This is a genomic window from Caballeronia sp. 11_S32 (genome assembly GCF_056930355.1).
The window spans coordinates 2,598,997-2,622,909 of the sequence record NZ_JBXOWH010000003.1; the positions used below are offsets into that span (position 1 = coordinate 2,598,997).

General features: G+C 64.8%; 24 protein-coding genes and 2 tRNA genes. 11 read left to right on the top strand and 15 right to left on the bottom strand.

Translation table 11 applies throughout. The annotated features are described in order from the left end of the window. Nucleotides 1-34: 34 nt before the first annotated feature. Together rpmF and AC1Z32_RS23830 are read right to left on the bottom strand one after the other, a co-directional pair. A complete protein-coding gene (gene rpmF, locus AC1Z32_RS23825; protein ID WP_014191965.1) occupies nt 35-214 on the bottom strand; it encodes a 50S ribosomal protein L32 in 180 nt (59 codons plus the stop codon). Between the two features lie 118 nt (nt 215-332). Beyond that, complete coding sequence (locus tag AC1Z32_RS23830; protein ID WP_483481119.1) at nt 333-956, bottom strand: YceD family protein; 624 nt, start codon at nt 954-956, stop codon at nt 333-335. 349 nt (nt 957-1,305) lie between these two features. Between AC1Z32_RS23830 and AC1Z32_RS23835 the strand changes: the two genes are divergently transcribed. Further along, on the top strand, nt 1,306-1,929 hold the full coding sequence (locus AC1Z32_RS23835; protein WP_483481121.1) for a Maf-like protein: 624 nt from the start codon (nt 1,306-1,308) through the stop codon (nt 1,927-1,929). Next, on the top strand, nt 1,926-2,645 hold the full coding sequence (locus AC1Z32_RS23840; RefSeq protein ID WP_483481123.1) for an SAM-dependent methyltransferase: 720 nt from the start codon (nt 1,926-1,928) through the stop codon (nt 2,643-2,645). The genes AC1Z32_RS23835 and AC1Z32_RS23840 overlap by 4 nt, the downstream gene beginning before the upstream one ends. Before the next feature lie 3 nt (nt 2,646-2,648). On the opposite strand, the gene AC1Z32_RS23845 is transcribed toward AC1Z32_RS23840, so the two are convergent. The 5 genes from AC1Z32_RS23845 to AC1Z32_RS23865 are packed head-to-tail and all read right to left on the bottom strand — an operon-like array spanning nt 2,649 to nt 6,106. Further along, nucleotides 2,649-3,611 (bottom strand): S49 family peptidase, encoded by a 963-nt coding sequence (locus AC1Z32_RS23845; RefSeq protein ID WP_483481125.1) that lies wholly within the window; start codon nt 3,609-3,611, stop codon nt 2,649-2,651. A 26-nt stretch (nt 3,612-3,637) separates the two neighbouring features. After that, the gene (locus AC1Z32_RS23850) at nt 3,638-4,024 is read right to left on the bottom strand and encodes a Rieske (2Fe-2S) protein (RefSeq protein ID WP_483481127.1); all 387 of its coding nucleotides are present in this window, start codon (nt 4,022-4,024) and stop codon (nt 3,638-3,640) included. Next, a complete protein-coding gene (locus AC1Z32_RS23855; protein ID WP_483481129.1) occupies nt 4,021-4,680 on the bottom strand; it encodes an HAD-IA family hydrolase in 660 nt (219 codons plus the stop codon). The genes AC1Z32_RS23850 and AC1Z32_RS23855 overlap by 4 nt, the downstream gene beginning before the upstream one ends. Beyond that, nucleotides 4,681-5,679, bottom strand: coding sequence for an RluA family pseudouridine synthase (locus AC1Z32_RS23860; protein WP_483481131.1), 999 nt, complete (start codon nt 5,677-5,679; stop codon nt 4,681-4,683). Beyond that, nucleotides 5,672-6,106, bottom strand: coding sequence for a hypothetical protein (locus tag AC1Z32_RS23865; RefSeq protein WP_483481133.1), 435 nt, complete (start codon nt 6,104-6,106; stop codon nt 5,672-5,674). The genes AC1Z32_RS23860 and AC1Z32_RS23865 overlap by 8 nt, the downstream gene beginning before the upstream one ends. A 460-nt stretch (nt 6,107-6,566) precedes the next feature. Between AC1Z32_RS23865 and AC1Z32_RS23870 the strand changes: the two genes are divergently transcribed. From AC1Z32_RS23870 to AC1Z32_RS23895, 6 genes are all read left to right on the top strand, one after another. Next, on the top strand, nt 6,567-9,926 hold the full coding sequence (locus AC1Z32_RS23870) for an Rne/Rng family ribonuclease (protein ID WP_483481135.1): 3,360 nt from the start codon (nt 6,567-6,569) through the stop codon (nt 9,924-9,926). A 255-nt stretch (nt 9,927-10,181) separates the two neighbouring features. After that, nucleotides 10,182-11,288 (top strand): GTP 3',8-cyclase MoaA, encoded by a 1,107-nt coding sequence (gene moaA / locus AC1Z32_RS23875; RefSeq protein WP_483481137.1) that lies wholly within the window; start codon nt 10,182-10,184, stop codon nt 11,286-11,288. Nucleotides 11,289-11,366: 78 nt separating this feature from the next. Then, a complete protein-coding gene (mobA, locus tag AC1Z32_RS23880) occupies nt 11,367-11,921 on the top strand; it encodes a molybdenum cofactor guanylyltransferase MobA (RefSeq protein WP_483481727.1) in 555 nt (184 codons plus the stop codon). Between the two features lie 135 nt (nt 11,922-12,056). Then, the gene (gene moeA, locus AC1Z32_RS23885) at nt 12,057-13,361 is read left to right on the top strand and encodes a molybdopterin molybdotransferase MoeA (RefSeq protein ID WP_483481139.1); all 1,305 of its coding nucleotides are present in this window, start codon (nt 12,057-12,059) and stop codon (nt 13,359-13,361) included. 63 nt (nt 13,362-13,424) lie between these two features. Further along, nucleotides 13,425-13,700, top strand: a complete 276-nt coding sequence (locus AC1Z32_RS23890; protein ID WP_061171310.1) for a hypothetical protein — start codon at nt 13,425-13,427, stop codon at nt 13,698-13,700. Nucleotides 13,701-13,756: 56 nt separating this feature from the next. Further along, the gene (locus AC1Z32_RS23895) at nt 13,757-14,176 is read left to right on the top strand and encodes an N-acetyltransferase family protein (protein WP_483481728.1); all 420 of its coding nucleotides are present in this window, start codon (nt 13,757-13,759) and stop codon (nt 14,174-14,176) included. Between the two features lies 1 nt (nt 14,177). Here AC1Z32_RS23895 and AC1Z32_RS23900 read toward each other — a convergent pair whose 3' ends face one another. The 5 genes from AC1Z32_RS23900 to pncB all read right to left on the bottom strand — a co-directional run bounded on the left by AC1Z32_RS23900 (nt 14,178) and on the right by pncB (nt 20,036). Continuing rightward, complete coding sequence (locus AC1Z32_RS23900) at nt 14,178-15,638, bottom strand: DNA recombination protein RmuC (protein ID WP_483481141.1); 1,461 nt, start codon at nt 15,636-15,638, stop codon at nt 14,178-14,180. Continuing rightward, on the bottom strand, nt 15,635-16,615 hold the full coding sequence (locus tag AC1Z32_RS23905; protein WP_483481143.1) for a 2-hydroxyacid dehydrogenase: 981 nt from the start codon (nt 16,613-16,615) through the stop codon (nt 15,635-15,637). The genes AC1Z32_RS23900 and AC1Z32_RS23905 overlap by 4 nt, the downstream gene beginning before the upstream one ends. 9 nt (nt 16,616-16,624) lie before the next feature. Beyond that, entirely contained in the window at nt 16,625-18,037 is a 1,413-nt protein-coding gene (locus tag AC1Z32_RS23910) for a sodium:proton antiporter (RefSeq protein ID WP_483481145.1), read from the bottom strand. A gap of 5 nt (nt 18,038-18,042) precedes the next feature. Further along, on the bottom strand, nt 18,043-18,714 hold the full coding sequence (locus tag AC1Z32_RS23915) for a LutC/YkgG family protein (RefSeq protein WP_483481147.1): 672 nt from the start codon (nt 18,712-18,714) through the stop codon (nt 18,043-18,045). Nucleotides 18,715-18,845: 131 nt separating this feature from the next. Further along, nucleotides 18,846-20,036, bottom strand: a complete 1,191-nt coding sequence (pncB, locus tag AC1Z32_RS23920; protein WP_483481149.1) for a nicotinate phosphoribosyltransferase — start codon at nt 20,034-20,036, stop codon at nt 18,846-18,848. Between the two features lie 298 nt (nt 20,037-20,334). Here pncB and fdxA point away from each other — a divergent pair, with 298 nt between their 5' ends. The 3 genes from fdxA (at nt 20,335) to AC1Z32_RS23935 (ending at nt 21,009) form a co-directional block, all read left to right on the top strand. Next, nucleotides 20,335-20,658 (top strand): ferredoxin FdxA, encoded by a 324-nt coding sequence (gene fdxA / locus AC1Z32_RS23925; protein WP_483481152.1) that lies wholly within the window; start codon nt 20,335-20,337, stop codon nt 20,656-20,658. Between the two features lie 120 nt (nt 20,659-20,778). After that, nucleotides 20,779-20,854, top strand: a tRNA-Asn gene (locus tag AC1Z32_RS23930). Nucleotides 20,855-20,933: 79 nt separating this feature from the next. Next, nucleotides 20,934-21,009, top strand: a tRNA-Asn gene (locus AC1Z32_RS23935). 96 nt (nt 21,010-21,105) lie between these two features. On the opposite strand, the gene AC1Z32_RS23940 is transcribed toward AC1Z32_RS23935, so the two are convergent. Genes AC1Z32_RS23940 through AC1Z32_RS23950 form a run of 3 tightly spaced genes read right to left on the bottom strand, consistent with a single transcriptional unit; the run spans nt 21,106 to nt 23,839 of the window. Continuing rightward, nucleotides 21,106-21,687 (bottom strand): LutC/YkgG family protein, encoded by a 582-nt coding sequence (locus tag AC1Z32_RS23940; protein WP_483481154.1) that lies wholly within the window; start codon nt 21,685-21,687, stop codon nt 21,106-21,108. Beyond that, entirely contained in the window at nt 21,684-23,099 is a 1,416-nt protein-coding gene (locus tag AC1Z32_RS23945) for a lactate utilization protein B (protein WP_483481156.1), read from the bottom strand. The genes AC1Z32_RS23940 and AC1Z32_RS23945 overlap by 4 nt, the downstream gene beginning before the upstream one ends. Further along, nucleotides 23,096-23,839, bottom strand: a complete 744-nt coding sequence (locus tag AC1Z32_RS23950; RefSeq protein ID WP_483481158.1) for a (Fe-S)-binding protein — start codon at nt 23,837-23,839, stop codon at nt 23,096-23,098. Before AC1Z32_RS23950 ends, AC1Z32_RS23945 begins: the two co-directional genes overlap by 4 nt. Nucleotides 23,840-23,913 lie beyond the last annotated feature (74 nt).

Here is a 23,913-nt window from a genome sequence, read left to right on the forward strand (position 1 = left end):
GGTTCCGACAAGCGCATCAAGCGTCGATGAACGCTTAGTCGTTCTTCGTCTTGACGACTTTCTTGCCACGATAGTAGCCGTTCGGGCTCACGTGGTGGCGCAGATGCACTTCACCCGTGCTCGGCTCGACGGCCAGCGGAGCGCCCGTCAGGAAGTCGTGGGAACGGTGCATGCCGCGCTTCGACGGCGACTTCTTGTTTTGCTGAACTGCCATGATTACTCCAGAAAAATTTTGCGAATTCTAACACAGCCCGATCCGCCGACAGCCCTCGGCCGTTCGGCCATCGGGTGCGCACATCGCGCTACCGTTTGTTGCGTGCTACAAAATCATTTCAGTGCTTCTTGCCGCCGGGGCCGCCCTGCTTGAGCTTCTCCAACGCGGCAAACGGATTCGGCTTTTCTTCCTCTTCCGCTGCACCGCTTTCATCCGACTCGTCGTCCGCGTCGCCCGGAAGCAAGCTTTCGTGGACCTCGGGACACACGTTGTGCTTCGGCACGAGCGGCAAGGAAAGCAGCAGTTCCTCTTCGATCAAGTCGACGAGATCGAACTGGCGCGAGCCCACGATCACTTCGACTTCATCGTCGTCGAGCGGAAATTCGTCCGCTTCTTCCTCCGTCGCCACGATCCGATAGGTTGCATCGACATCGAGATGCTGCGAATACGACTGAAGACAGCGCTGGCACGTGAGCCACACCGAACCGTGCACCGCGAGGCGCAGGTAAGGCTGCGGCGCTTCCGTGCCGTCGTCTTGCAGCTCCGGCTGGGTCGAGCCCTCGCCCTGCCACGTGAACACGGCGTCGCCATCTGGCGCATCTGCCGGGACTTCGGCTAACATGCGCGGCATCTGCGACACACGCAGCGCGCCGGCCGCCTGCCTGCCGCTCTTGGCGAAATCGTAAATGTCGAGCGCGCGCGGATCGGCGGGGCTCGCAGGTTTGCCAGGATTCTGAGTCATGTGCGCTCCTGCTTGGCCTTGCTTGGTTAGTGCTTCCGGTGGGTGAGCGTTCAGTATGCACCGCGGCGCCGTATAACAGCAGGCGTGGCTTGCCCGAATTTGCATCGAGCCGGCATTCGTGCTTCGGCATTCATGCTTGTGCAATTGTGCTTGCGCATTCGTGCTTCGTAACGCCTTGCGCGCCTGCAAGCCGCTTCCACCGGGGTTCATCGGCATCGCATAGAGAGCTCCTGCTACGCACGTACCGATGAAAAGCCCAAAATCATATCGGCTTTATTCTTTCGAGTCAAATACTTAAGGGCTTGCCCGCCACCTGTCGTTTTTACACTCATTTTTGCTGATCCGCTTTATGTCCGAAGCCCCAAAAAAGCCGCCGCGCCTGGTTCTGGCGTCGAGTTCACCTTATCGGCGCGAATTGCTCGAACGCCTGCGCATTCCGTTCGATGCCGTCTCGCCCGACATCGATGAAACGCCGCTCGCCGGCGAAACACCCGAAGCGACGGCCGTGCGGCTGTCGATCGCCAAGGCGCGCGCCGCGGCAGCGCGCATCGACGGTCAAGCGGAAGCCGGCGCGCTCGTGATCGGCTCCGATCAGGTCGCGACCTTCGACGGCAAGCAGATCGGCAAGCCGGGCACGCACGAAAGGGCCTTCGCGCAGCTTCAGGCAATGCGTGGCCGCAGCGTCGAATTCCACAGTGCGCTGTGTCTGTTCGACAGCCGCACCGGCGACGCGCAATCCGCCGATATCGTCACCCGCGTGCGCTTTCGCCGCTATTCGGACGCGCAGATCGAGGCTTATCTGCGCGCCGAGACACCGTACGACTGCGCCGGCAGCGCGAAGGCGGAAGGCCTGGGCATCGCGCTCCTGGAAGCGATCGAATCCGACGATCCGACCGCACTCATCGGCTTGCCCTTGATCGCGCTGAGCGGCATGCTCGCGAACGCCGGCTATCCGGTTCTGGGGGCGGCATGAGCGGCGTTCTCTATCTGATCCCGAATACGCTCGGCGAAGGCGACGCCGCCGCGCTCGCGCACGTGCTGCCCGAGCCGGTGCGCGCGCAGGCCGCGGCGCTCGCGTACTACATCGGCGAAAACGCGAAGACAACGCGCGCGTTTCTGAAAAAAGTGGGCACGGAACGGCCGATCCAGGAAATCGAGGTGCGCGAGCTGAACGTCAACACGCCGCCCGCCGAAATCGACAAGCTGCTCGCGCCGATTCTCGCCGGCACCGACGCGGGTCTCGTCTCCGAAGCCGGCTGCCCCGCCGTGGCCGATCCAGGCGCCCTGCTCGTGCGGCGCGCGCATCAGCGCGGCGTGAAAGTGGTGCCGTTCGTCGGTCCGAGTTCGATTCTGCTCGCGCTGATGGCCTCGGGCATGAACGGCCAGAGCTTCGCGTTCAACGGCTATTTGCCGGTGGACGCCAGCGAGCGCGGCAAGCGCCTGCGCGAACTGGAGCAACTGTCGCGCAAGGCCAATCAGACGCAGATTTTCATCGAGACGCCCTATCGCAACCGGGCGATGCTCGACACGCTGATCGCCGCCTGCGCACCGTCGACGCTGATCTGCGTCGCGGTGGATCTGACGCTGCCGGGCGAGACCATCGTCACGCGGACAGCGGCGGACTGGAAGAAGCAGGCCGCGCCGGACCTTCACAAGCGCCCGGCGATTTTCCTGCTGCTGGCGTCGTAAGGGTCAGCGCAACTGGAGCTTGCCGCCGAGCGTGAGCGCGCGCACGGCGGCATCGCCGACGGACGCGCCGAAGCGCTTCACCACGCGCTCGCTGATGCTTTCCTTCTGCGTGTAATCGACGATATCCGGCTGCTTGATGATCTCGCGCGCGACGTAGCTGGCGTCGCCGAAACCGTCGGCGAGACCGAGTTCGACGCTCTTCGCGCCCGTCCAGAACATGCCGGAGAAGAGTTCCGGGTCGTCCTTCAGACGTTTGCCGCGCCCGAGCTTCACCGCGTCGATGAACTGCGTGTGAATCTGATCGAGCATTTCCTGCGCGTGCGCGGTCATCTGCGGCGTTTCGGGCGAGAAGGGGTCGAATGCGCCCTTGTTCGCGCCCGATGTGTGCATCCGGCGCTGAATGCCGAGCTTTTCCATGAGGCCGGTGAAGCCGAAGCCGTCCATCAGCACGCCGATCGAGCCGACGATGCTCGCCCGGTCGACGTAAATCTTGTCCGCCGCCGCCGCGACGTAATAACCGCCCGACGCGCACATATCGTCGACGACGACGTAGAGCGGCGTCTTCGGATACTTCACGCGCAGCCGCCGGATTTCGCTGTTGATGATGCCGGCCTGCACCGGACTGCCGCCCGGACTGTTGATGCGCAGAATTACGCCCGCCGTGTTCTCGTCCTCGAAGGCGCTTTGCAGCGCGGCGTCGATGTTGTCGGCGCTCGCATCGCTGTTCGCGGAGATTTCGCCCTGCAGGTCGATGAGCGCGGTGTGCTTGCCCGCCTTCGCGACGCGGTCGCCGGTGAAATCGAACACGCCCCACGCGATCAGCGCGATCACGCCGAGGAACAGGAAGCGGAAGAAAATGCGCCAGCGCCGCGCGGCACGCTGCTCGCGAATGGCGGCCATGGCGATGCGTTCGAGCGCCTCGCGCTCCCAGTTGTCGTTGCCGCGCGGCGGAAAGTTGTCGGACATGCGTGGTCAGTGGGTATGAAGAGGGATCAGGCGGGACGCAGCGCTTCGTCGGGCAGCCAGAAGATCGCGCGGCCTTCCGGCGTATCGCGCTCCTCGACTTTCACGGGCCGCAGCCGCGCGCCGCGGCACGGTCCGCCGACGCATTTGCCGGTGTCGGGCTCGTAGATCGCCCCGTGCGTCGCGCACATCAAGTATAGGCCCGAGCTTTCGAAGAACTGACCCTCGTTCCAGTCGAGTTCCATCGGCACGTGCGCGCAGCGGTTCAGATAGCCGTAGGGCCGGCCGTCGTAGCGCACGAAGAAGACGACCGCATCGCCGCTCGCCTCCGTTGCGTCGAGGCGCACGCCCGCGCCGCCGTCGACGAGTTCGTCCGCCGCGCACACGCGCACCGCATCCTGCAGCGGCTCGCTCATGCGTGCTCCCGCAGCCAGCCGGCGAGCGACGCGACGCTGTCCGCGCAGAACTTCGGCTGCAGCGCCGCGAGCGAATCCGCCGGATGCGCGCCGTAGCCCACGCCGATGCCCGCCGCGCCCGCGTTGATCGCCATTTGCAGGTCGTGCGTCGTGTCGCCGATCATCACCGTGCGCGTGAGATCCTGGCCGAGCTCGCGCGTGAGCTCCTGGAGCATCGCGGGATGCGGCTTCGAGAAGGTTTCATCGGCGCAGCGCGTGCCGTCGAAGAGGCTCGTCAGCCGCGACTGATCCAGCGCTCGATTCAGCCCGACGCGGCTCTTGCCCGTCGCCACCGCGAGGAAATAGCCGAGATCGCGCAATTCCTGAAGCAGCTCGCGCACGCCGACGAAAAGCTCCGTGTGCTGGCCCATCGTCAGGAAATGGAAGCGATAGCGCTCGGCGAGGCGCGGGTAATCGGACGGCTCGAGCGTCGGCGCGCAGATCTGCAGCGCGTCCTTCAGGCCGAGCCCGATCACATAGCTCGCCGATTCATCGGCCGGCACCGGCAGGCCCAGGTCACGGCACGCAGCCTGAATGCTGCGCGTGATATGGACGGTCGAATCCATCAGCGTGCCGTCCCAGTCGAAAACGATCAGATCGAATTGCTGCCGCGCCATTTATTCTGTCTCTCGGGTTTTCAGTTGCTCGATGAAACGCTTGCATTCGACGGGCAGCGGCGCTTCGAGTTGCAGCGGCGCGCCCGTCGCCGGATGCGTGATCTTCAGCCGATACGCGTGCAAAAACATGCGTTTCAGCGACGGTTTCGCGCTCGGACGCGCGAGTTCCTTGTTCAGCGCGAAGTCGCCGTACTTGGCGTCGCCCGCGATAGGCAGGCCGATGCTCGCCATGTGCACGCGGATCTGGTGCGTGCGGCCGGTTTTCAGCTCCGCCTCGACCCACGCGTAGTCCTGCCAGCGCTCGATCAGATTGAAGACCGTATGCGACGGCAGCCCGTTTTCCTGGATGCGCACGCGCCGCTCGCCGTCCGCCGCGACATATTTGTGCAGCGGCGCCTTCACGACGCGCCGGCGGCCCCAATCGGCGAGCCAGTCGCCGTGGCCGACCGCGTAGTAGCGCTTGTCGACGCGATTTTCGCGGATCTGCTCATGCAGATCGACGAGCGCCGCACGCTTCTTGGCGAGCATCAGCACGCCCGAGGTCTCGCGATCCAGCCGGTGCACCAGTTCGAGGAATTTCGCGTGCGGCCGCGCATTGCGCAACTGCTCGATCACGCCGAAGGCGACGCCGCTGCCGCCATGCACCGCGACGCCGGACGGTTTGTCGATGACGATCAGATGGTCGTCCTCGAAGAGAATCGGAAATTCCGCGGCGGGCGCATTCGACGACACCGGCGCCTCGTCCTGCCGGGCGATGCGGATAGGCGGCACGCGCACCAGATCGCCTAGCTCGAGCCGGTACGCGGCATCGATGCGGCCCTTGTTCACGCGCACTTCACCGCTGCGGAGAATCCGGTAAATATGGCTCTTCGGGACGCCCTTGCAGACGCGCAACAGGAAATTGTCGATCCGCTGACCGGCGGCAGTCTCATCGACTTCGATCATCGACACCTGTTCGCTTGCGATCTGTTTATGGGATGTTTTGCCTAACTCATTCATTCTGAATATAATTTGCGAACAGCCTGAAAAGGTCGACGCTTAGGATCAAGCAACGGCCGAGATTGATCAGACTGTATAGGTGCAAGCGATAAACCATTATTTTACTTGCGCCCAAGGTCGGTTGCTCACCCGGAAAATCGAGAGCAGCGAGTTGCACGCACGGCGATATCACCGGCAGGGACGGAGCCCACAGGCGCGTTCGGTCGAGTCGATCGCCGGTCGGTAACGGATTTTTGGTCAAAAAGAATTTTATCGGCGAGAAGCGACGGCGCCCGGCGATCAACCGGATGCCTGCCCGTTTCGGTCCTGCCATCGCGCGGGAGAAAAAGGCAAATCGAAGCTCGCCGGTTTTGCGAACAACTGACGGCGACACCGCTGCTGCGCTGATTTCTGCGAAGCGCGACGACGCCGCAATGAGGCGAGACACACGGCCGCGAGCCGACGGGAGCAATCGAGCCCGCGGCCGCGCCGGCGCGGCATGGCAGCGAAGAGGATCGGTCACGAAGCATCGCGCCGGTTTGCGCGAGACCGCTCTTCCCCGCCGCCGCCGTTGGGAGGAATCAGGCTCTTTGCAAGAGCGCGGGCCGGTTCAGCGCGTCCATTTTGAGACGCGCGAGCCGCCGCGCCGCCGTTCATCCTTGCCACGAGCCGCGCGGCTCTCAGGCGTCTCTCAGTTGCTTCGCATGTGCCCCAAGGCGCGGCCGCCCCGTTTCGGGCCTGCGCCTGCATTCGGCAATTCTCCCGCCAGAAGTCCCGCTCCAGCGTGCTTTGTGACAACACACAAAAAAGCGTGGCACGCCCACCTTCCCGCTTCGCGCGCGTGACCTACCGGTCACCGGCGCCGATTCGCTCGATGGAGGAAGGCGGAGCCGCTCTGGAGCCGTTTCATGAAACGCATGCTGTTTAACGCGACGCAGCAAGAAGAATTGCGCGTCGCCATCGTCGATGGGCAGAAGCTCATCGACATCGACATCGAAACCGCCGGGCGCGAACAGCGCAAAGGCAATATCTACAAGGGAGTCGTCACCCGCATCGAGCCGTCGCTCGAAGCCTGCTTCGTCAACTACGGCGAGGACCGCCACGGCTTTCTGCCGTTCAAGGAAGTCGCGCGCCAGTATTTCCGCGACGGCGTCGAGATGCGCTCCGCGCGCATTCAAGATGCGCTGCGCGAAGGCCAGGAACTCATCGTTCAGGTCGAGAAGGAAGAGCGCGGCAACAAGGGCGCGGCGCTGACCACGTTCATCTCGCTGGCCGGACGCTACCTCGTCCTGATGCCGAACAACCCGCGCGGCGGCGGCGTGTCGCGCCGCATCGAGGGCGACGAGCGGCAGGAACTGCGCGAAACCATGGCGCAGCTCGAACTGCCGGAGGGCATGAGCATCATCGCGCGCACGGCGGGTATCGGCCGTTCGGCGGAAGAGCTCCAGTGGGACCTGAACTACCTGATGCAGCTGTGGCGGGCGATCGAAGCCGCGTCGCAGAGTGGCGTCGCCGGTCAGCCGATGCTCATCTATCTCGAATCGAGCCTCGTCATCCGCGCGATCCGCGACTACTTCCAGCCGGATATCGGCGAAATCCTCATCGACACGACCGAAATCCATGATCAGGCGCGCGCCTTCATGGATATCGTGATGCCCGACAACCTGCAAAAGGTGAAGCGCTATCACGACGACGTGCCGCTCTTCTCGCGCTTCCAGATCGAGCATCAGATCGAAACGGCGTACTCGCGCACGGTGCCGCTGCCTTCCGGCGGCGCGATCGTGATCGACCACACCGAGGCGCTCGTCGCCATCGACGTGAACTCGGCGCGCGCCACCAAGGGCGCGGATATCGAGGAAACCGCGACGCGCACCAATCTCGAAGCAGCAGACGAAGTCGCGCGCCAGTTGCGTCTGCGCGATCTGGGCGGCCTGATCGTGATCGATTTCATCGACATGGAATCGGCCAAGAGCCAGCGCGAAGTCGAGCAACGCCTGAAAGACGCGCTCAAGCACGACCGTGCGCGCGTACAAATGGGCAAGATTTCGCGCTTCGGCCTGATGGAGCTTTCGCGTCAGCGTCTGCGTCCGGCGCTCTCGGAAGGCAGCCACGTGACCTGCCCGCGCTGCAACGGCACGGGTCATATCCGCGATACCGAATCGTCCGCGCTGCAAGTGCTGCGGATCATTCAGGAAGAAGCGATGAAGGAAAACACCGCGGCGATCCATTGCCAGGTGCCGGTCGAGGTGACCGCCTTCCTGCTGAACGAAAAGCGTTCGGAAATCAACAAGATCGAGTCGCGCTTCAAGGTCAATGTCGTTCTGATCCCGAACAAGCATCTCGAGACGCCGCACTACAAGCTCGAGCGCCTGCGTCACGACGATGCGCGCCTCGACGATCCGCGCGCGTCGTGGAAGATGGCCGTCGAAGCGGCGAGCGAACTCGAATCGGAAACCGGCTACAGCAAGCGCACCGAAGAGGTGAAGCCGAAGCAGGAAGCCGCCGTGAAGGGCATCACGCCCGAGAAGCCGGCGCCGAGCGCACCGGTCAAGCCCGCGCCTGTAGAGGCCGCGCCGGCTCCGGCGCCCGTGCCGGCGAGCGGCGGTTTCATTGCGTGGATCAAGAACCTGTTCGGCATTCAGCCTGCACCGGCACCGGCTCCGGCGCCCGTCGAGGCGCAACCGGCCACGCGCGCTCCGCGTGAGCGCGGCGAACGCACTGGCGGCGGCGATCGCAACCGCAATCGTCGCAGCGGTGGCGCCGGACGCGAAGGCGTCGCAGCGGGCGCGGCAACGGGTGGCAATGGCGCGGGCCGTCCGGGCGCGCGCCGTGAGGATCGCGAAGCCCGTGGCGGACGCGAAGGTCGCGAGGGACGCGAGTTGCGCGAAGTCCGTGAACCGCGTGAGGCTCGTGAGCCGCGTGAAGCGCGCGAACCCCGCGAGGCACGCGAGCCGCGTGAAGCACGTGAGCCGCGCGAATCCCGCGATCGCAACGTCGAACGCGCCGCGCGTCCGGAAGCGGCCGAGCGTCAGGAACGCCGGGAGCGCCCGGATCGTGGCGAGCGCGCGGAACGCGGTGAGCGCACCGAACGTGCCGAACGCGCTGAACGTGGCGAGCGCCGCAAGCCGCAGCCGGACGCAGCCGTCGAGGCGCTGACGCAAGGCGAAACGGTGCCGTCGGAGATCGTCGAAGCGGCGCAAGCCAATGCCGACGCCGCCCAACAGGCCGGCATCGACGCCGCATTGGCGGATCAGGCCGCAAGCGCGCGTGACGGCGAAGAGCGTCGCCGCCGTCGCCGTGGCCGTCGCGGCGGCCGTCGCGAGCGCGACGAGGAAGGCATGACGGTGAATCACGCGGCCGACGTCGCGGAAGCAGAAGGCGCGGCGGAAAGCGTTTCGGCGCAAGCCGGCGTGTTCGACGCCGAAGCCGCGCAGGAAGCGGCAGCGCGTCGCGAAACCCGCCCTGCCGCACCGCAGCCGATCGAGCAGCCTGCTATCGAGCCGGTTTCACAGCCGGTTTCACAGCCGGTTTCACAGCCGGTCGCTCAGCCGGTCGAGGCCGCGCAGCAGGCGCCCGCCGCAGCCGAAGAAGCACCGGTTGCGAAGGCCGCCGAAGCCGAGCCGTTCGAACCGAAGGCGCAAACGCCGGAGCCGGCCACGTTCGATCTCTTCGCCAAGCTCGCTCCGTCGCCGGCGGTCGAGAATCCGTTCGGCCCGACGCCGAAGGTCGTCGAGACGATGGCAGCCGATCCGTTCGCGCACGTCGCACCTATCCCGACGGAAGAGCCGAAGCCCGTCGAAGCGGTTGCGAAGCCCGTCGAGGCGGTTGCGACGCCCGTGGAACCTGTCGCGACGCCCGTCGAACCTGTCGCGGCTGAGCCGGCCGAAGCCGCCGAGCCGGTGAAAACCGCCGCCGTCGCGCCGACGCCCGAGGCGACCGCCATCGAGCCCGTGAAGCCGGTCGAGCGCGCGCAAGCGCAGGCGCCCGTGGCTGCGGAGGAGCCCACCGCCGTCGTTGCGGAGCCGGTGAAGGCCGCCGCGCCCGCAGCACCCGCGACGTCGACGCCGATCGCCGCCGAAGCCCTTCAGCCGATGCTGGAGCGCGCCGGCCTGGTCTGGGTCAATACCGACGAGAGCAAGCTGCGTGAAGCGAACGCCGCCGCCGCGCGCGTGCCGGCGCCAGTGCGCGTGCCGCGCGAGCGCAAGCCGCTCGCCCCGGTCGACACCACGCCGATGCAGCAGGTGGAAACCAGCAAGAGCATCCACTAAGCGCGCTCGCGCGAGCCGGTTCGCTCTGGTGAAACGGCAGCAGTAAAAGAACGCCATCGATTCCGGTCGATGGCGTTTTCTTTTGCCGCTTATCGAATGAAACCGCGAATGAAACCGCGAACGAAACTGCGAACGAAACTGCGGGAAAACCGCGACCTCGTGACCGTGCGCCGCGACGTCCGGTTCCGCTAGAATGGGACGGTCAAACCATTATTCGAACAAGGCCGCAGCGGCCGAGCCGAACCCCCAGCCATCATGTCCCGACGCATCATTCCCCTGGCCGATGTCAGTTCGATCCCGGATTTTTCCGGCGCCGCGACGTCGCCGTCCGGGCTGCTCACGGACACGCTCGCGCGTCCTCTGCGTGATCTGCGCATCTCGGTCACGGACCGCTGCAACTTCCGCTGCGTGTACTGCATGCCGCGCGAAGTGTTCGACAAGCACTACGAGTTTCTGCCGCACGCCGCGCTGCTCTCGTTCGAGGAGATCGAACGGCTCGCGCGCGTGTTCGTCGCGCATGGCGTGGAAAAGATCCGCCTCACGGGCGGCGAGCCGCTCCTGCGCAAGAACATCGAATTTCTGATCGAGCGGCTTTCGTTGCTGCGCACGCCGGAAGGCCGCCCGCTCGATCTCACTTTGACGACGAACGGCTCGCTGCTCGCGCGCAAGGCCCGCTCGCTCAGGGACGCGGGCCTGTCGCGCGTGACAGTCAGCCTCGACGCACTCGACGACGCCCTCTTCCGCCGCATGAACGACGCCGATTTCGCTGTCGCCGACGTGCTCAACGGCATCGAAACGGCGCAAGCCGTCGGGCTCGATCCGATCAAGGTGAACATGGTCGTGAAGGGCGGCACGAACGATCAGGAAATCGTGCCGATGGCGCGCCATTTCAAAGGCAGCGGCGCGGTTCTGCGCTTCATCGAATACATGGATGTCGGCGCGTCGAACGGATGGAACATGAGCGAAGTGCTGCCGTCGGCGCAAGTGGTCGAGCGCATCGGCGCGCATTTCCCGCTCGATCCGCTCGAGGCCCACACGGCCGCCGAAACCGCGCAGCGCTGGGGCTATCGCGACGGCAGCGGTGAAATCGGCGTGATTTCCAGCGTCACCCGCGCGTTCTGCGGCTCCTGCACTCGCGCGCGTCTCTCTACCGAGGGCAAGCTCTATCTGTGCCTCTTCGCGGTGTCGGGCCACGACCTGCGCGGCCTGATCCGTGGCGGCGCGAGCGACGAGGCAGTCGCGACCGCCATCTCGCGCATCTGGGAAGCGCGCGGCGACCGCTATTCGCAACTGCGCGGCAGCGCATCGGCGCCGTCGCGCGAGGATGCGCCTCGCGTCGAGATGTCGTACATCGGCGGCTGAGCGCGGCGGCTCGTGCTGAACGCTCATTCTTCCGCGAATGTCACTGCGCTCGTACTCGCGGGCGGACGCGGCTCACGCATGGGCGGCGTCGACAAAGGCATGCAGCCGTTTCGCGGCGAACCGCTCGCACTGCACGTGATACGGCGTGTCGCGCCGCAGACAGGAGCGCTCCTCGTCAGCGCGAATCGCTCCATCGAAGACTATGAGCGCCTGGGCGCGCCGTTCGGGGCGCGCGTCATCGCGGACACTCGCGCGGATTATCCCGGACCGCTCGCCGGCATCGCCGCCGCGCTGCGCGCCGCGACGACCGAATTCGTCCTCATCGCGCCGTGCGATGCCCCTTTCGTCGACGAGCATCTCGGCGCCGCGCTGATGCACGCGCTCGCTGCAAATCACGCCGACATCGCCTACGCCGCGACGGTCGATGCGTCCGGCGAAGTCATGGCGCATGCGGTTTTCGCGCTCTTGCGCACCTCCCTCGCCGACGATCTCGACGCCTGGCTCGACGCCGGAGAGCGCAAGGTTCGCGCGTGGTACGCGCGCCACACGACGGCCGAAGTCCGATTTCACGATGAACGCGCGTTTTACAATATCAACGATTTACAGCAGCTGGCCGATCTGGACCGCCGCTGACCCATTCAACCCGACTTGCAACCCGACTGTTCGCGCACGGCCGCCTTCGCGGCCTTCTGACGTTCGGGCGCTCAACCACCGCGCGGCCTCGTGGCTGCTTCTTCGCCGGGTTCCGGCCGCGATCCACGCCGATTCATGACCACGTCCAAGGAATTCTCCGCCTGCGTCGCCCACTACGATCCGGATGCGCTGCCAGTCGCCGCCGCGCAGGACATCGTGCGTCAATGGGCGATGCCGCGCACGCGCGACGCGCAGATCGAGCGTGTGGGCCTGCATGACGCGCTCGGCCGCGTGCTCGCCGAAGACGTGATCTCGCCCATCGACGTGCCCGCCTTCGATAACTCCGCGATGGACGGCTACGCGTTCGCGGGCGAAGCGCTGTCGGGCGGCGCCAGCGCACTGAACCTCGCTGTCGCGGGCACGGCGCTCGCCGGACGGCCTTTCGCCACGGCGCCCGGCGCGAATCGATGCGTGCGCATCATGACGGGCGCGCTCATCCCGCCGGGCTGCGATACCGTCGTGCCGCAGGAGCTCGTGACCCGCGAAGGCGACGCGATCCGCTTTTCCAGCGCGGCCGTCCGCGCCGGGCAGAACCGCCGCCTCGCGGGCGAGGACCTTGCGAAAGGCAAGCCAGCGTTGCTCGCCGGCCGCATCGTGCGCGCGTCGGATCTCGGCTTGCTCGCGTCGCTCGGCATCGGCGAAGTGGCCGTGCGCAAGCGTCTCACGGTCGCATTTTTTTCGACGGGCGACGAATTGCGCTCCGTCGGCGAAACGCTGAGCCCGGGCAGCCTTTACGACAGCAACCGCTACACGCTCTTCGCGATGCTGAAGCGCCTCGACGTCGAGACGATCGATCTCGGCATCGTGCGCGATGACCGGGCATCGCTCGAAAAGGCGCTGCGGCAGGCGACCGAAAGCGCGGATGTCGTCATCAGCTCGGGCGGCGTGTCAGTGGGCGATGCGGACTTCACGCGCGAGCTGATGAATTCGCTCGGCGACGTCGCGTTCTGGAAGATCGCGATGCGGCCCGGCCGGCCGCTCGCATTTGGCCGCCTGTGGTCAGGCGAGCGCGCGGGCTCTGGCAAACCAGCGCTTTTCTTCGGCTTGCCGGGCAATCCGGTCGCCGTGATGGCGACGTTCTATTTCATCGTGCGCGAGGCGCTGCTGGTGATGTCGGGCGCGACGCATCAGCCGCTCACGGTCATCCGCGCGACCGCCGCCGAGCCGATGAAAAAACGCGCGGGCCGCACCGAGTTCCAGCGCGGCATCGCGACGCGCGACGACGACGGCCGCTGGAACGTCGTCACCACCGGCCCGCAAGGGTCCGGCGTGCTCAGCTCGATGAGCGAAGCCAACTGCTTCATCGTGCTCGATCATGCGCGCGGCAACATCGACGCCGGCGACGACATCGAAATCGTGCCGTTCGACGGCCTGATCTGACGGGCGCGGCAACGAGCGTCGCCAGGACAAACATTCCTACATCGATAGACGGGGCTTCCTTCCATGAAAAAGCAGATCTCATCCATTGCACCGGGACAGACCGCCAAGGCGCTGATCCTCGTGTATCTGACCTTCAGCGTGCCCATCGTGCTGCTCGGCGTCGTGGTCGCGTTCGTGCGATACGGCTCGGTCGAAGTGAGCACCGTGACGAGCGCGCTGCTGCTGAACGCAATTCTCGGCTTCATCCTGCTGTGGATCGCGTGTCACGCGTACAACTGGGTGGCGTCGCGTTTCGGCGGCATCGAGATCGTGTTGTCCGATGCACCGGAGGAAGCGTGAGCGCCCCGAACATTCGATCGGCCACGCCGGGCGACGTCGCCGCGATCTTCGGCCTGATGTACGAGCTCGCCGAGTTCGAGAAGCTCACGCACCTGTTCATCGCAACGGAACAAGGCGTGCACGACGCGCTCTTCGGCGCGAGGCCCGCCGCCGAGGCGCTCGTCGCGGAGCAGGCGGGCGAAATCGTCGGCTATGCGCTCTTCTTCCAGAACTTCTCGACTTTCCTCGGCAAGCGCGGCCTCTATCTCGAAGACCTGTACGTGCGCCCTTCGATGCGCGGCAGCGGCCTCGGCACGTTGATGCTCAAGAATCTCGCCGCGCTCGCGGTCGAGCGCCAGTGCGGCCGCTTCGAGTGGTCGGTGCTGGACTGGAATCAGAACGCTATCGACTTCTACGAGAAAATGGGCGCGACCGTGCTGCCCGACTGGCGCATCGTGCGCGTGACGGGCGAGCCGCTCGAACGCCTCGCCTCGTAGCTCACAGATCGTCGTCGCTTTCGGGCGATGACGCATCGCCGAGCGCATCGCCCAGCAGCCCCGCCGCCTGTTCCCCGGGCAGCGCCTCGACATCGCGCAGGCGCTTGCCCATCTGCCGCGTGCGCGTTTGCGCCGCCTCGATCGAGCGCGTGACGGTTTCGAGCTGCGTCTTCGTTCTCGCCAGCACTTCGCCGAACTTGCCGAACTCGATCTTCACCGCGCCGAGCACCTGCCACACTTCGCTCGAACGCTTCTCGATGGCGAGCGTGCGAAAACCCATCTGCAGGCTGTTGAGCAGCGCGGTCAGCGTGGTCGGCCCGGCGATGGTCACGCGATACTCGCGCTGCAATGCATCGCTCAGACCCGGGCGGCGCAGCACTTCCGCGTACAGCCCTTCGGTCGGCAGGAAAAGCAGTGCGAAATCGGTCGTGTGAGGCGGCGCGACGTACTTCTGCGCGATCGACTTCGCTTCCGCGCGCAAGCGGCCTTCGAGCGCGCGCGACGCGTCCTCGACGCCGGCCGGATCGGCGCGCTCCTGCGCATCGATCAGGCGCTCGTAGTCCTCGCGCGGAAACTTCGCGTCGATGGGCAGCCACACGGGCGTGGCCGCATCGCCCGGTGCGCCCGGCGCATCGTGCCGGCCGGGAAGCCTGATCGCGAACTCGACGCGTTCGTTGCTCCTCGGGACCGTCGCGACGTTTTTCGCGTATTGATCGGGCGTGAGCAACTGTTCCAGCAGCGATTCCAGTTGCACTTCGCCCCAGATACCGCGCGTCTTGACGTTGGTCAGCACCTTCTTCAGATCGCCGACGCCGGCCGCGAGTGTCTGCATTTCGCCGAGCCCGCGATGCACCTGCTCCAACCGGTCCGACACGAGCTTGAACGATTCGCCGAGCCGCTGTTCGAGCGTCGCGTGCAGTTTCTCGTCGACGGTTCTGCGCATCTCTTCGAGCTTCGTCGCGTTGTTCGCCTCGATGTCCTTCAGGCGCGCTTCGAGCGTCGCGCGCACTTCCGCGAGCCGCCGCTCGTTCGCCTCCGATAGCTGCGACAGATGCAGCGACATGGAATCGGCGAAACGCTTGAGCGCGTTGCCCTGATCCTCGCGCGCCTGCTGGCTCTGTTGCGCGAGCTGCTGCGCGAGCGCATCGAACTGCGCGTTCTGCACGCTCGATGTGCTCGCCAATTGCGTCGCGAGCGTCTGATGAAATTGCGTGAAGCCGCTTTGCGATTCCATGCGCGACACGCGCGCGCTCTCTGCAATATCGCCGCGCAGGCCGCGCTCGAGCCTTTCCTGCGCGCGCGCGTGGGCCTCGCCCATGTCGTTGACGCGATCGGTGAGCGCTTCGAACTCGTCGAAGATGACCGCGTTCGAATGGCGCCGCATCGTCATGACGAGCGCGAAGAGCGAGACCACCAGCGCGACCGCAAGCACAGCGACCGCGCCAACCAGCAATTGCGTCATTTCTTGAGTACGTCCGGATTGATCGGGTTCGGCGGATTGCCGGCGCGCGGGCCCTCGCCCAGCGCGGCGATGAGATTGTCCGCCGCTAGATTGGCCATGGCGCGGCGCGTGCCCTCGGTCGCGCTCGCGATGTGCGGCGTCAGCACGACGTTATCGAGCAGCAGGAAATCCGGGTTGAAATCCGGCTCGCCCTCGAACACGTCGATGCCCGCCGACGCGATACGCTTCTCGCGCAGCGCGACGATCAACGCGTTGTCGTCGACGATGCCGCCGCGCGCGATATTCGTGAGCGTCGCTGTCGGCTTCATCAGCGCGAGTTCGGCCGCGCCGATCGTGTGATGACTCTCCTTCGAGTAAGGCACGACGAGCACGACATGATCCGCGCGCCTCAGCAGATCTTCCTTCGACGCGTACTCGGCGTTCAGCTCCCGCTCGATCTCCGGCGCGACGCGCGAGCGGTTGTGATAGATCACCCGCATGTTGAAGCCGCTCGCCCGCCGCGCGAGCGCCTGGCCGATGCGTCCCATGCCGATCACCCCGAGCGTCGAGCCGTAGACATCATTGCCGAGGAACGAATCGAACGACCACTTCTGCCACTTGCCCGCGCGCAGATAGTGCTCCGACTCGGTGACGCGGCGCGCCGCCGCCATCATCAGCGCCCAGCCGAAATCGGCCGTGGTTTCGTTCAGCACGTTCGGCGTATTGGTGCCGAGCACCTTGTGCGCGTCGAACGCCTGCATGTCGAAGTTGTTGTAGCCGACCGCCATGTTCGCGACCACTTTCAGGTTCGGCGCGCCGGCCAGCTCCTTCTCGCCGACCCACTCGCCCGCCGTGAACGCGCCGTCCTTACCGGCGAGACGGCGTGCGAATTCATCTTGCGGGAGCACGTCGCCGAGATTGGCGTCGACATCGAAATACTGTTTCAGGCGCTCGATCACATCGGGGAACGTGGGACGCGCGACAAGGACTTTCTTCATCGATTGCTCCTAGAAAAATAGCCAGCCCAGAACGGCGAAAAGCGGCAGAAGGATTGCACCCGACCACGCCATAAAGCCAAAAAAGCTCGGCATGCGCACGCCGCGCGATTCGGCGATCGCCTTCACCATGAAGTTCGGCGCATTGCCGATATACGTATTCGCGCCCATGAAGACCGCGCCCGCCGAGATGGCGGCGAGCGTCGTGGCATCGGTGGTCATGAGCGTGCGGGCGTCGCCGCCCGCGAGATTGAAGAACACGAGATAGGTCGGCGCGTTGTCGAGAAACGAGGACAAGATGCCCGTGGCCCAGAAATAAGCGATGTCGACCGGTTTGCCATGCGCATCCGACACCGCGCGCACGATGCCCGCGAACGCGCCCGCCTCGCCCGCGCGCAGGATCGTGATGACCGGCGCGATGGTGATGAAGATCGCGGCGAAGAGCTTCGCCACCTCCTCGATGGGCGCCCAGTCGAACGCGTTGCCGGCACGCGCGCTTTTCGGCGTGAGCGCGAGCGAGGCCAGCAGCACCACGATGAGCAGCACGTCGCGCGCGAGATTCTGCAACTGCACCTGCGTGCCGAAGACATCGAACGCGATAGCCGGCTTCCAGATGCCGCTCATCAGCACGAGCGCGACGATCGCTGCGAGCAGCGCGAAGTTGATCTTGCCGTCGATGCCGAGCGGCGGCGTGTCGGGCGTCGGGTCGAGAAACGCGGAGCGCGCGTCGTGCCTGCGCCAGTAGTGGCTGTCGAGCATGTAGAACAGCGCGAGCAGCACAGCGCAGACGAAGAGCATCGGCAGCGCGAGATGCAGCGTCGTCCAGAAGAAACCGACGCCATTGAGAAAGCCGAGGAACAGCGGCGGATCGCCGAGCGGCGTGAGCGAGCCGCCCGCGTTCGCGACCAGAAAGATGAAGAACACGACCACATGCACGACATGCTTGCGATTGTCGTTCGCGCGCAGGAGCGGACGGATCAGCAACATGGCGGCGCCCGTCGTGCCCATGAGGCTCGCGAGCGCGGTGCCGAGCGCGAGCAGCCCGGTATTGAGGCGCGCGGAGCCATGCAGATTGCCGCGCACGCAGATGCCGCCCGCAACAGTGTAGAGCGACGCCAGCAGGATGATGAAAGGCACATACTCTTCGAGCATCGCGTGAACCAGCACGCTGCCCGCCGTGCCGATGCCGAACGCAAGCGCGAACGGCGCGAGAAACGCGAGCGCCCACGCGGCCGCGATCTTGCCGAAATGGTGATGCCAGACCTTCGGCGCGACGAGCGGAAAAACCGCGATCGAAAGCAGGACGCCGATGAACGGAATGCCCCAGGTTGCCGGAAGCGTCGCGCCGTCGGGCGTGGCCGCGACGGCGGGCGCATCGATCAGCGCCAGCGCCGCGCAAACGGCGCCCAAAACGACTCGCCGCATCGGAATCAGGCTCCGCGCACGACGATTACGTGCACGCGATACGGCCCATGCGCCCCGAGCACGATAGTCTGTTCGATATCGCCGGTACGCGACGGTCCCGACACGAAGTTCACCGCTCGCGGCAACTCGCCCCGCTCGGCGCGCATCAACGCGAACGCGTCCTCGTGCGCCGCTACGATGCGCGACGACGGCACGATCGCGATGTGCGTCTGCGGCAGGAGCGCGCCGGACGCGGGCGTATCGGCGCCGGACAGCAGCACGAGCGAACCGGTTTCAGCCGTTGCGCAAAAGCAGCCGGTGATGCCGACGAGATCGGCGTCCGCCGGCTTGCGCAGCGCGGCCTGAATGCCCGCTTGCGCCCATGGAAGATCGGCGAGCGCGGGCCACGCGACGACATCGGTGGAGAGATTCAGAGACTGAAGATAGCGCGCGGCTTCGGCGGGGGCATCGGCAAGCGATTCCACTTCGGCGACCGTCGAGGAAAGACGCTCGGCTTCGAGCCGAAACCGGGCAATGAGCTCGTCGCGAGACTGAGGCAGCGGAGGACGCGGACCCGCAGGATGCCGCTCGACATACTCTTGCGCCGCGGCGCGCTCGGCGTCCGTCGGTGTATCGCGACGGCCCTGCGCGCTGCGAATGCGCGCGAGAATATTGCGGCGCGCGGCCGATGTATCCATGGTGCCGTCCTCGTGTTTGCGTGCTTGAGTTTCGTGCGCGCCGGATCGATCGGCGCGTCCGAATTATAGCGAGCGATATTCGCTGACGAACCTCATCCGAACGGCATAGGCCGAACGCGCAAAAAGCGCGATCAGCTTTCTTCGACAGGCTGCTCGATGCCGAATACCTGGCGCAGATACGCGAGATACGCCTTGTCGTCGCACATGTTCTTGCCGGGCGAATCCGAGAGCTTCGCGACCGGCTGACCGTTGCAGCGGACCATCTTGACGACGATCTGCAGCGGCTGATAGCCGAGGTCGTTGGTGAGATTGGTGCCGACGCCGAACGCGAGCTGACAGCGCCCGCGAAAACGCTCATACAGTTGCAGCACCCTGGGAATGTCGAGCGCGTCAGAGAATACGAGCACCTTGGTGCGCGGATCGCAGCGGTTCTCCTCGTAATGCCGGATGAGGCGCTCGCCCCAGTCGAAGGGATCGCCGGAGTCGTGGCGCGCGCCGTCGAAGAGCTTGCAGAAGTACATGTCGAAGTCGCGCAGGAACGCCTTCATGCCGTAGACGTCCGACAGCGCGATTCCGAGGTCGCCGCGATATTCCTTCGCCCACATCTCGAAGCCGAAGATTTGCGAATCGCGCAGGCGCGGACCCAGCGCCTGGCACGCCTGCAGGTACTCGTGCGCCATCGTGCCGAGCGGCCGCAGGCCGTGCTTCATCGCGTAGAAGACGTTGCTCGTGCCCGCGAACTGAGCGCCGAGTCTTTCCTTCAACGTCAGCACCACTTCCTCGTGCCACTGCCCGGAGAAGCGCCGGCGCGTGCCGTAATCGGCGATCTTGCAGTCGGAGTATTCGGGCGGCGTGGCGAGCAGCTTGATCTTGTCGCGCAGGCGCTCGCGGCCCGTTTCGTACTCGGGCTTGCGCTGCGTGTTGCGGAAATAGACCTCGTTGACGATCGCGAGCACCGGAATCTCGAAGAGGATCGTGTGCAGCCACGGCCCTTCGATTTCGATATCGATCTCGCCGTTGTTCTTCGGCGAAGGCGCAATGCGGATGGACTTCTCGTTCAGATGAAAGAGCGCGAGGAAATCGATGAAATCGCTCTTGATGAAGCGCATGCGCCGCAGATAGTCCAGCTCCTCTTCCTTGAAGCGCAGATTGCAGAGCTGGCGCACCTCGTCGCGGATCTCGTCGATATACGGCACGAGATCCACATTCGGCGTGCGGCAGCGGAAGCGATACTCGACATGGGCCGCGGGGAAATGATGCAGCACGACCTGCATCATCGTGAACTTGTAGAGGTCGGTATCGAGCAGCGAATTGATGATCATGGTTCTGACGGGAACACCCACGCGAATTGACCACGCGCTTTTGCCTGATATCTGTCGCGAGCGCGAGCCTTTATGTCTTTAGGGTCATGTTACCCGAATGTGCGCGAGGGCATGACCCGTGCTCGGCCCTTTTGCGAACGCGCGCATACATACATCACGAATCGATATAAAGCGCGCTTCGCGCGGCTCGCGCCCGCTTTTACCGTTACGCTACAATATGCGTTTCGCCACGCGCATCTCGCGGCCCATGCAGCCGCCCAGGGCGCCGCCCCCACGAATTACGCATGCAGGAGCCTGAATGACTCACGTTGTGACCGAAAGCTGCATCAAGTGCAAGTACACCGATTGTGTGGACGTGTGCCCGGTGGATTGCTTCCGCGAAGGTCCCAACTTTCTCGCGATCGATCCTGACGAGTGCATCGACTGCGCCGTGTGCGTCGCCGAATGCCCGGTGAACGCGATCTACGCCGAAGAGGACGTGCCCTCGGATCAGCAGCACTTCACCGAACTGAACGCCGAGCTCGCGCGCAACTGGCCGAGCATCACGAAGACGAAGGGCTCGCTTCCCGAAGCGGATGAGTTCAAGGACGTCAAGGACAAGCTGAACCTGCTCGAGCGTTGATCTCGCTGCGGCCGGGCGGCCATATCGGTCTATTCGATGCAAAAAAGTGTATTGAATGACGATTTAGCGTTGACACGCTAGCACGGGCTCCCTATAATTCCGCTTCTCTGCTGTAGATGTTCCCCGATAGCTCAGTCGGTAGAGCGCCGGACTGTTAATCCGTAGGTCCCTGGTTCGAGCCCAGGTCGGGGAGCCAAAAACTCCAGCAAGTCGGTTTCAAAGAAACCCAGTCCATCGACTGGGTTTTTTATCTCAGTTGCAGATGTTTCAGTTGTTCCCCGATAGCTCAGTCGGTAGAGCGCCGGACTGTTAATCCGTAGGTCCCTGGTTCGAGCCCAGGTCGGGGAGCCAAGAGCTTCGAAGCAAAAAGCCCAGTCACGCGACTGGGCTTTTTGTTTTTCATCGGGAAGCGGCCAGGTTCGGCGGGATTTCCCGCCGCCTGAAGCGTCACGCAAGCCACACGACAGTCAACGAGCGCACGCCCTGCGCGCCGCGAATCAGTACACCTTCGATATCCGCCGTCGCCGATGGCCCCGTCACGAGCACCGCATAGCGCGCCGATTTGAAATCGGGCCGTCGATAAACCTGCTGCAAGCCTTCGACGAGCAGCGCTGGATCGAGCAGCACGACGAGATGCTGCGCGAGATAGCCGATCGAGTTCACGAGATACTCTTCCTCGCTGAACCAGACCGATCCGGTTTCGGCGACACCGAAGCGCCCTCGCACGACGCCGACATCGACATCCTGAAGCGAGGCCGGAGCGGTATCTCGCGAAATCGCGCGATTGCCTTCGATGCCCGCCACCGCCGACGCCACGATCGCATCCGCGCCGAAACGCGCGGCGATCATCGCCTGAACCTCCGCCACGCTCGACGCTTCCACGCACGTTCCGCCCATCGCGGTGAGCGCCGTGGCGAAACGCTCGCGCAGATCGCCTTCGGGTGTCGGAAACAAAGGCACATCGGGGCGCGGGCGCGACGCTGGCTGCGCCGCGCGGATCTTCGATAGAAAGGCTTCGCGGGTCGTCATTTGTCAACTTGTCTGGCAGATGAGCGGTTCTTCTTGTACCACTCGTGAAAAGTCTCGGCGGGCGCTTCCGGCAAGTCGCGCTGGCGCCCCCAAATATTCAGCGGGTTATAGAGCACGAAGTTGGGCAGACGCTTCAGCGCGCCGCCGAGCGAGGCAACCGTCGCGCGGTAAAGCGTCGGGCTCGCGAGGAGGCGCCCCGCCATCTTCAGCACTTCCTGCTTCACGAAAGGCACTTCGTGCTTCTGAGCAATTACCTCGCGCCACTTGTAGATCTGCTCGTGGATGTTCACCTTCACGGGACACACGTTGGTGCAACTGCCGTTCATCGTCGATGCGAACGGCAGCGCGCTGTAGCGCTTGAGATCGTAGGTCGGGTTGATGATCGCGCCGATCGGCCCGGAATACGTGCCGCCGTACGACAAGCCGCCGCTCCTTCGATACACCGGGCAGGTGTTCATGCACGCGCCGCAGCGAATGCATTTGAGCGAGAACCAGAAGTCGTCCATCGCGAGCCGTTCGGAACGGCCGTTGTCGACGAGGATGAAGTGCATCTCCGTGCCCGGACGCGGCGCGCGAAAGTGCGACGTATATTGCGTGATCGGCGAGCCGAGCGCGCTGCGCGACAACATCCGCACGAACACGCCGAGATCGGCGATCGTCGGAATGATCTTCTCGATGCCGATCGACGCGATATGCAGCGGCGGCACGTTCGCGGACAGATCCGCGTTGCCCTCGTTCGTGCACACGACGACCGTGCCCGTCTCCGCGACCGCGAAGTTGCAGCCGGTCATGCCCGCCGTCTTTTCGCGCACGAAATACGGCCGCGTGTTCATGCGCTGGCTTTCGGCGAGATAGTGGATGTCGCTGTTCTTCGGATCGGTGCCGATGGTCTTGCCGAACAGCTCGGCCACGTCCGCGCGCAGCTTGTGCACCGCGGGCACGACCATATGGCTCGGGTCCTGATGATCGAGCTGCTGGATGCGCTCGCCGAGATCGGTTTCCATCACCGTGATGCCGCGCGGTTCGAGGTAATCGCGCATGTAGCACTCGTCGGTGAGCATCGACTTGCTCTTCACGAGCGATGTCATGCCGCGCTCGCTCATCAGCTTGTGGACGAGCGCGTTGTGCTCTTCCGCATTGGCCGCGAAATGCACGACGACGCCATTCCTCTCCGCCTGATCGACGAACTGCGCGATGTAATCCGCGAGATTCGACAGCGTGTGCTCCTTGATTCCCGACGCGAGATTGCGCAGCGTCTCCCATTCGGGGATGCCGTGCGCCTGCGCATCGCGCTTGGTGCGCAAGTCCCACAGGCGCTTGTCGTGGAACGCGACGTGATCCGGCTTCTGAAGAAACGCGCCCGCGGCCTTCGCGTGATCGATACGGATCGGCTTACCCGTGTTTTTGCTCATGCGCGCGCTCCGTTCAAAACCTGCGCGATATGGATGAACTTCGCATCGGCTTTCATGCGCTCGGCGCAGCCCTGCTGATGCATGAGACACGACATGTCGCCCGACACGATGTACTCCGCGCCCGCGCCGACATGGTCGCGCACCTTGTCCTGCCCCATGCGCACGGAGACGGCCTCTTCCGTCACCGAGAACGTCCCGCCGAAACCGCAGCATTCGTCCGGGCGCGCGGGCGACACGAACTCGATGCCCTTCACGCCTTCGAGCAGCGCGCGCGGCTTCGAATACGGCGCGCCCGCGACCTCCGAATTGGACGTCTCGCGCAGATGCCGCACCGCGCTGCAACTGTTGTGCAGCCCGATCTTGTGCGGAAACTCCGCCCACGGAAACTCGCGCACCTTCAACACGTCGTGCAGGAATTCCACGAGCTCGTAGGTATTGCGCCGCACCTTTTGCACCGCGCTCGTCTGCTCGATCGCGGTGAAGTGCTCGCGCACGTGATGCGTGCAACTCGCGGACGGCCCGACCACATAGTCGTAATCGGCGAAGTTGCGCGCGAACACGCGCTCGGCGCCGGCGGCGTCCTTGTGCGCGCCGCTATTGGCCATTGGCTGGCCGCAGCAGGTCTGATCCTGCGGGTAATCGACATCCAGCCCGAGGCGCTCGAGCAACTCCAGCGTGGCGATGCCGACCTGCGGATAAAACGCATCGATGAAACAGGGAACGAACAGGGCAACTTTCATGAGGTCCGAGTGCTAGGATGGCGAGCACGTTTGGTAAGCTTGGTCTGACCAAGACTTTAAAGAGATGCCTGTTT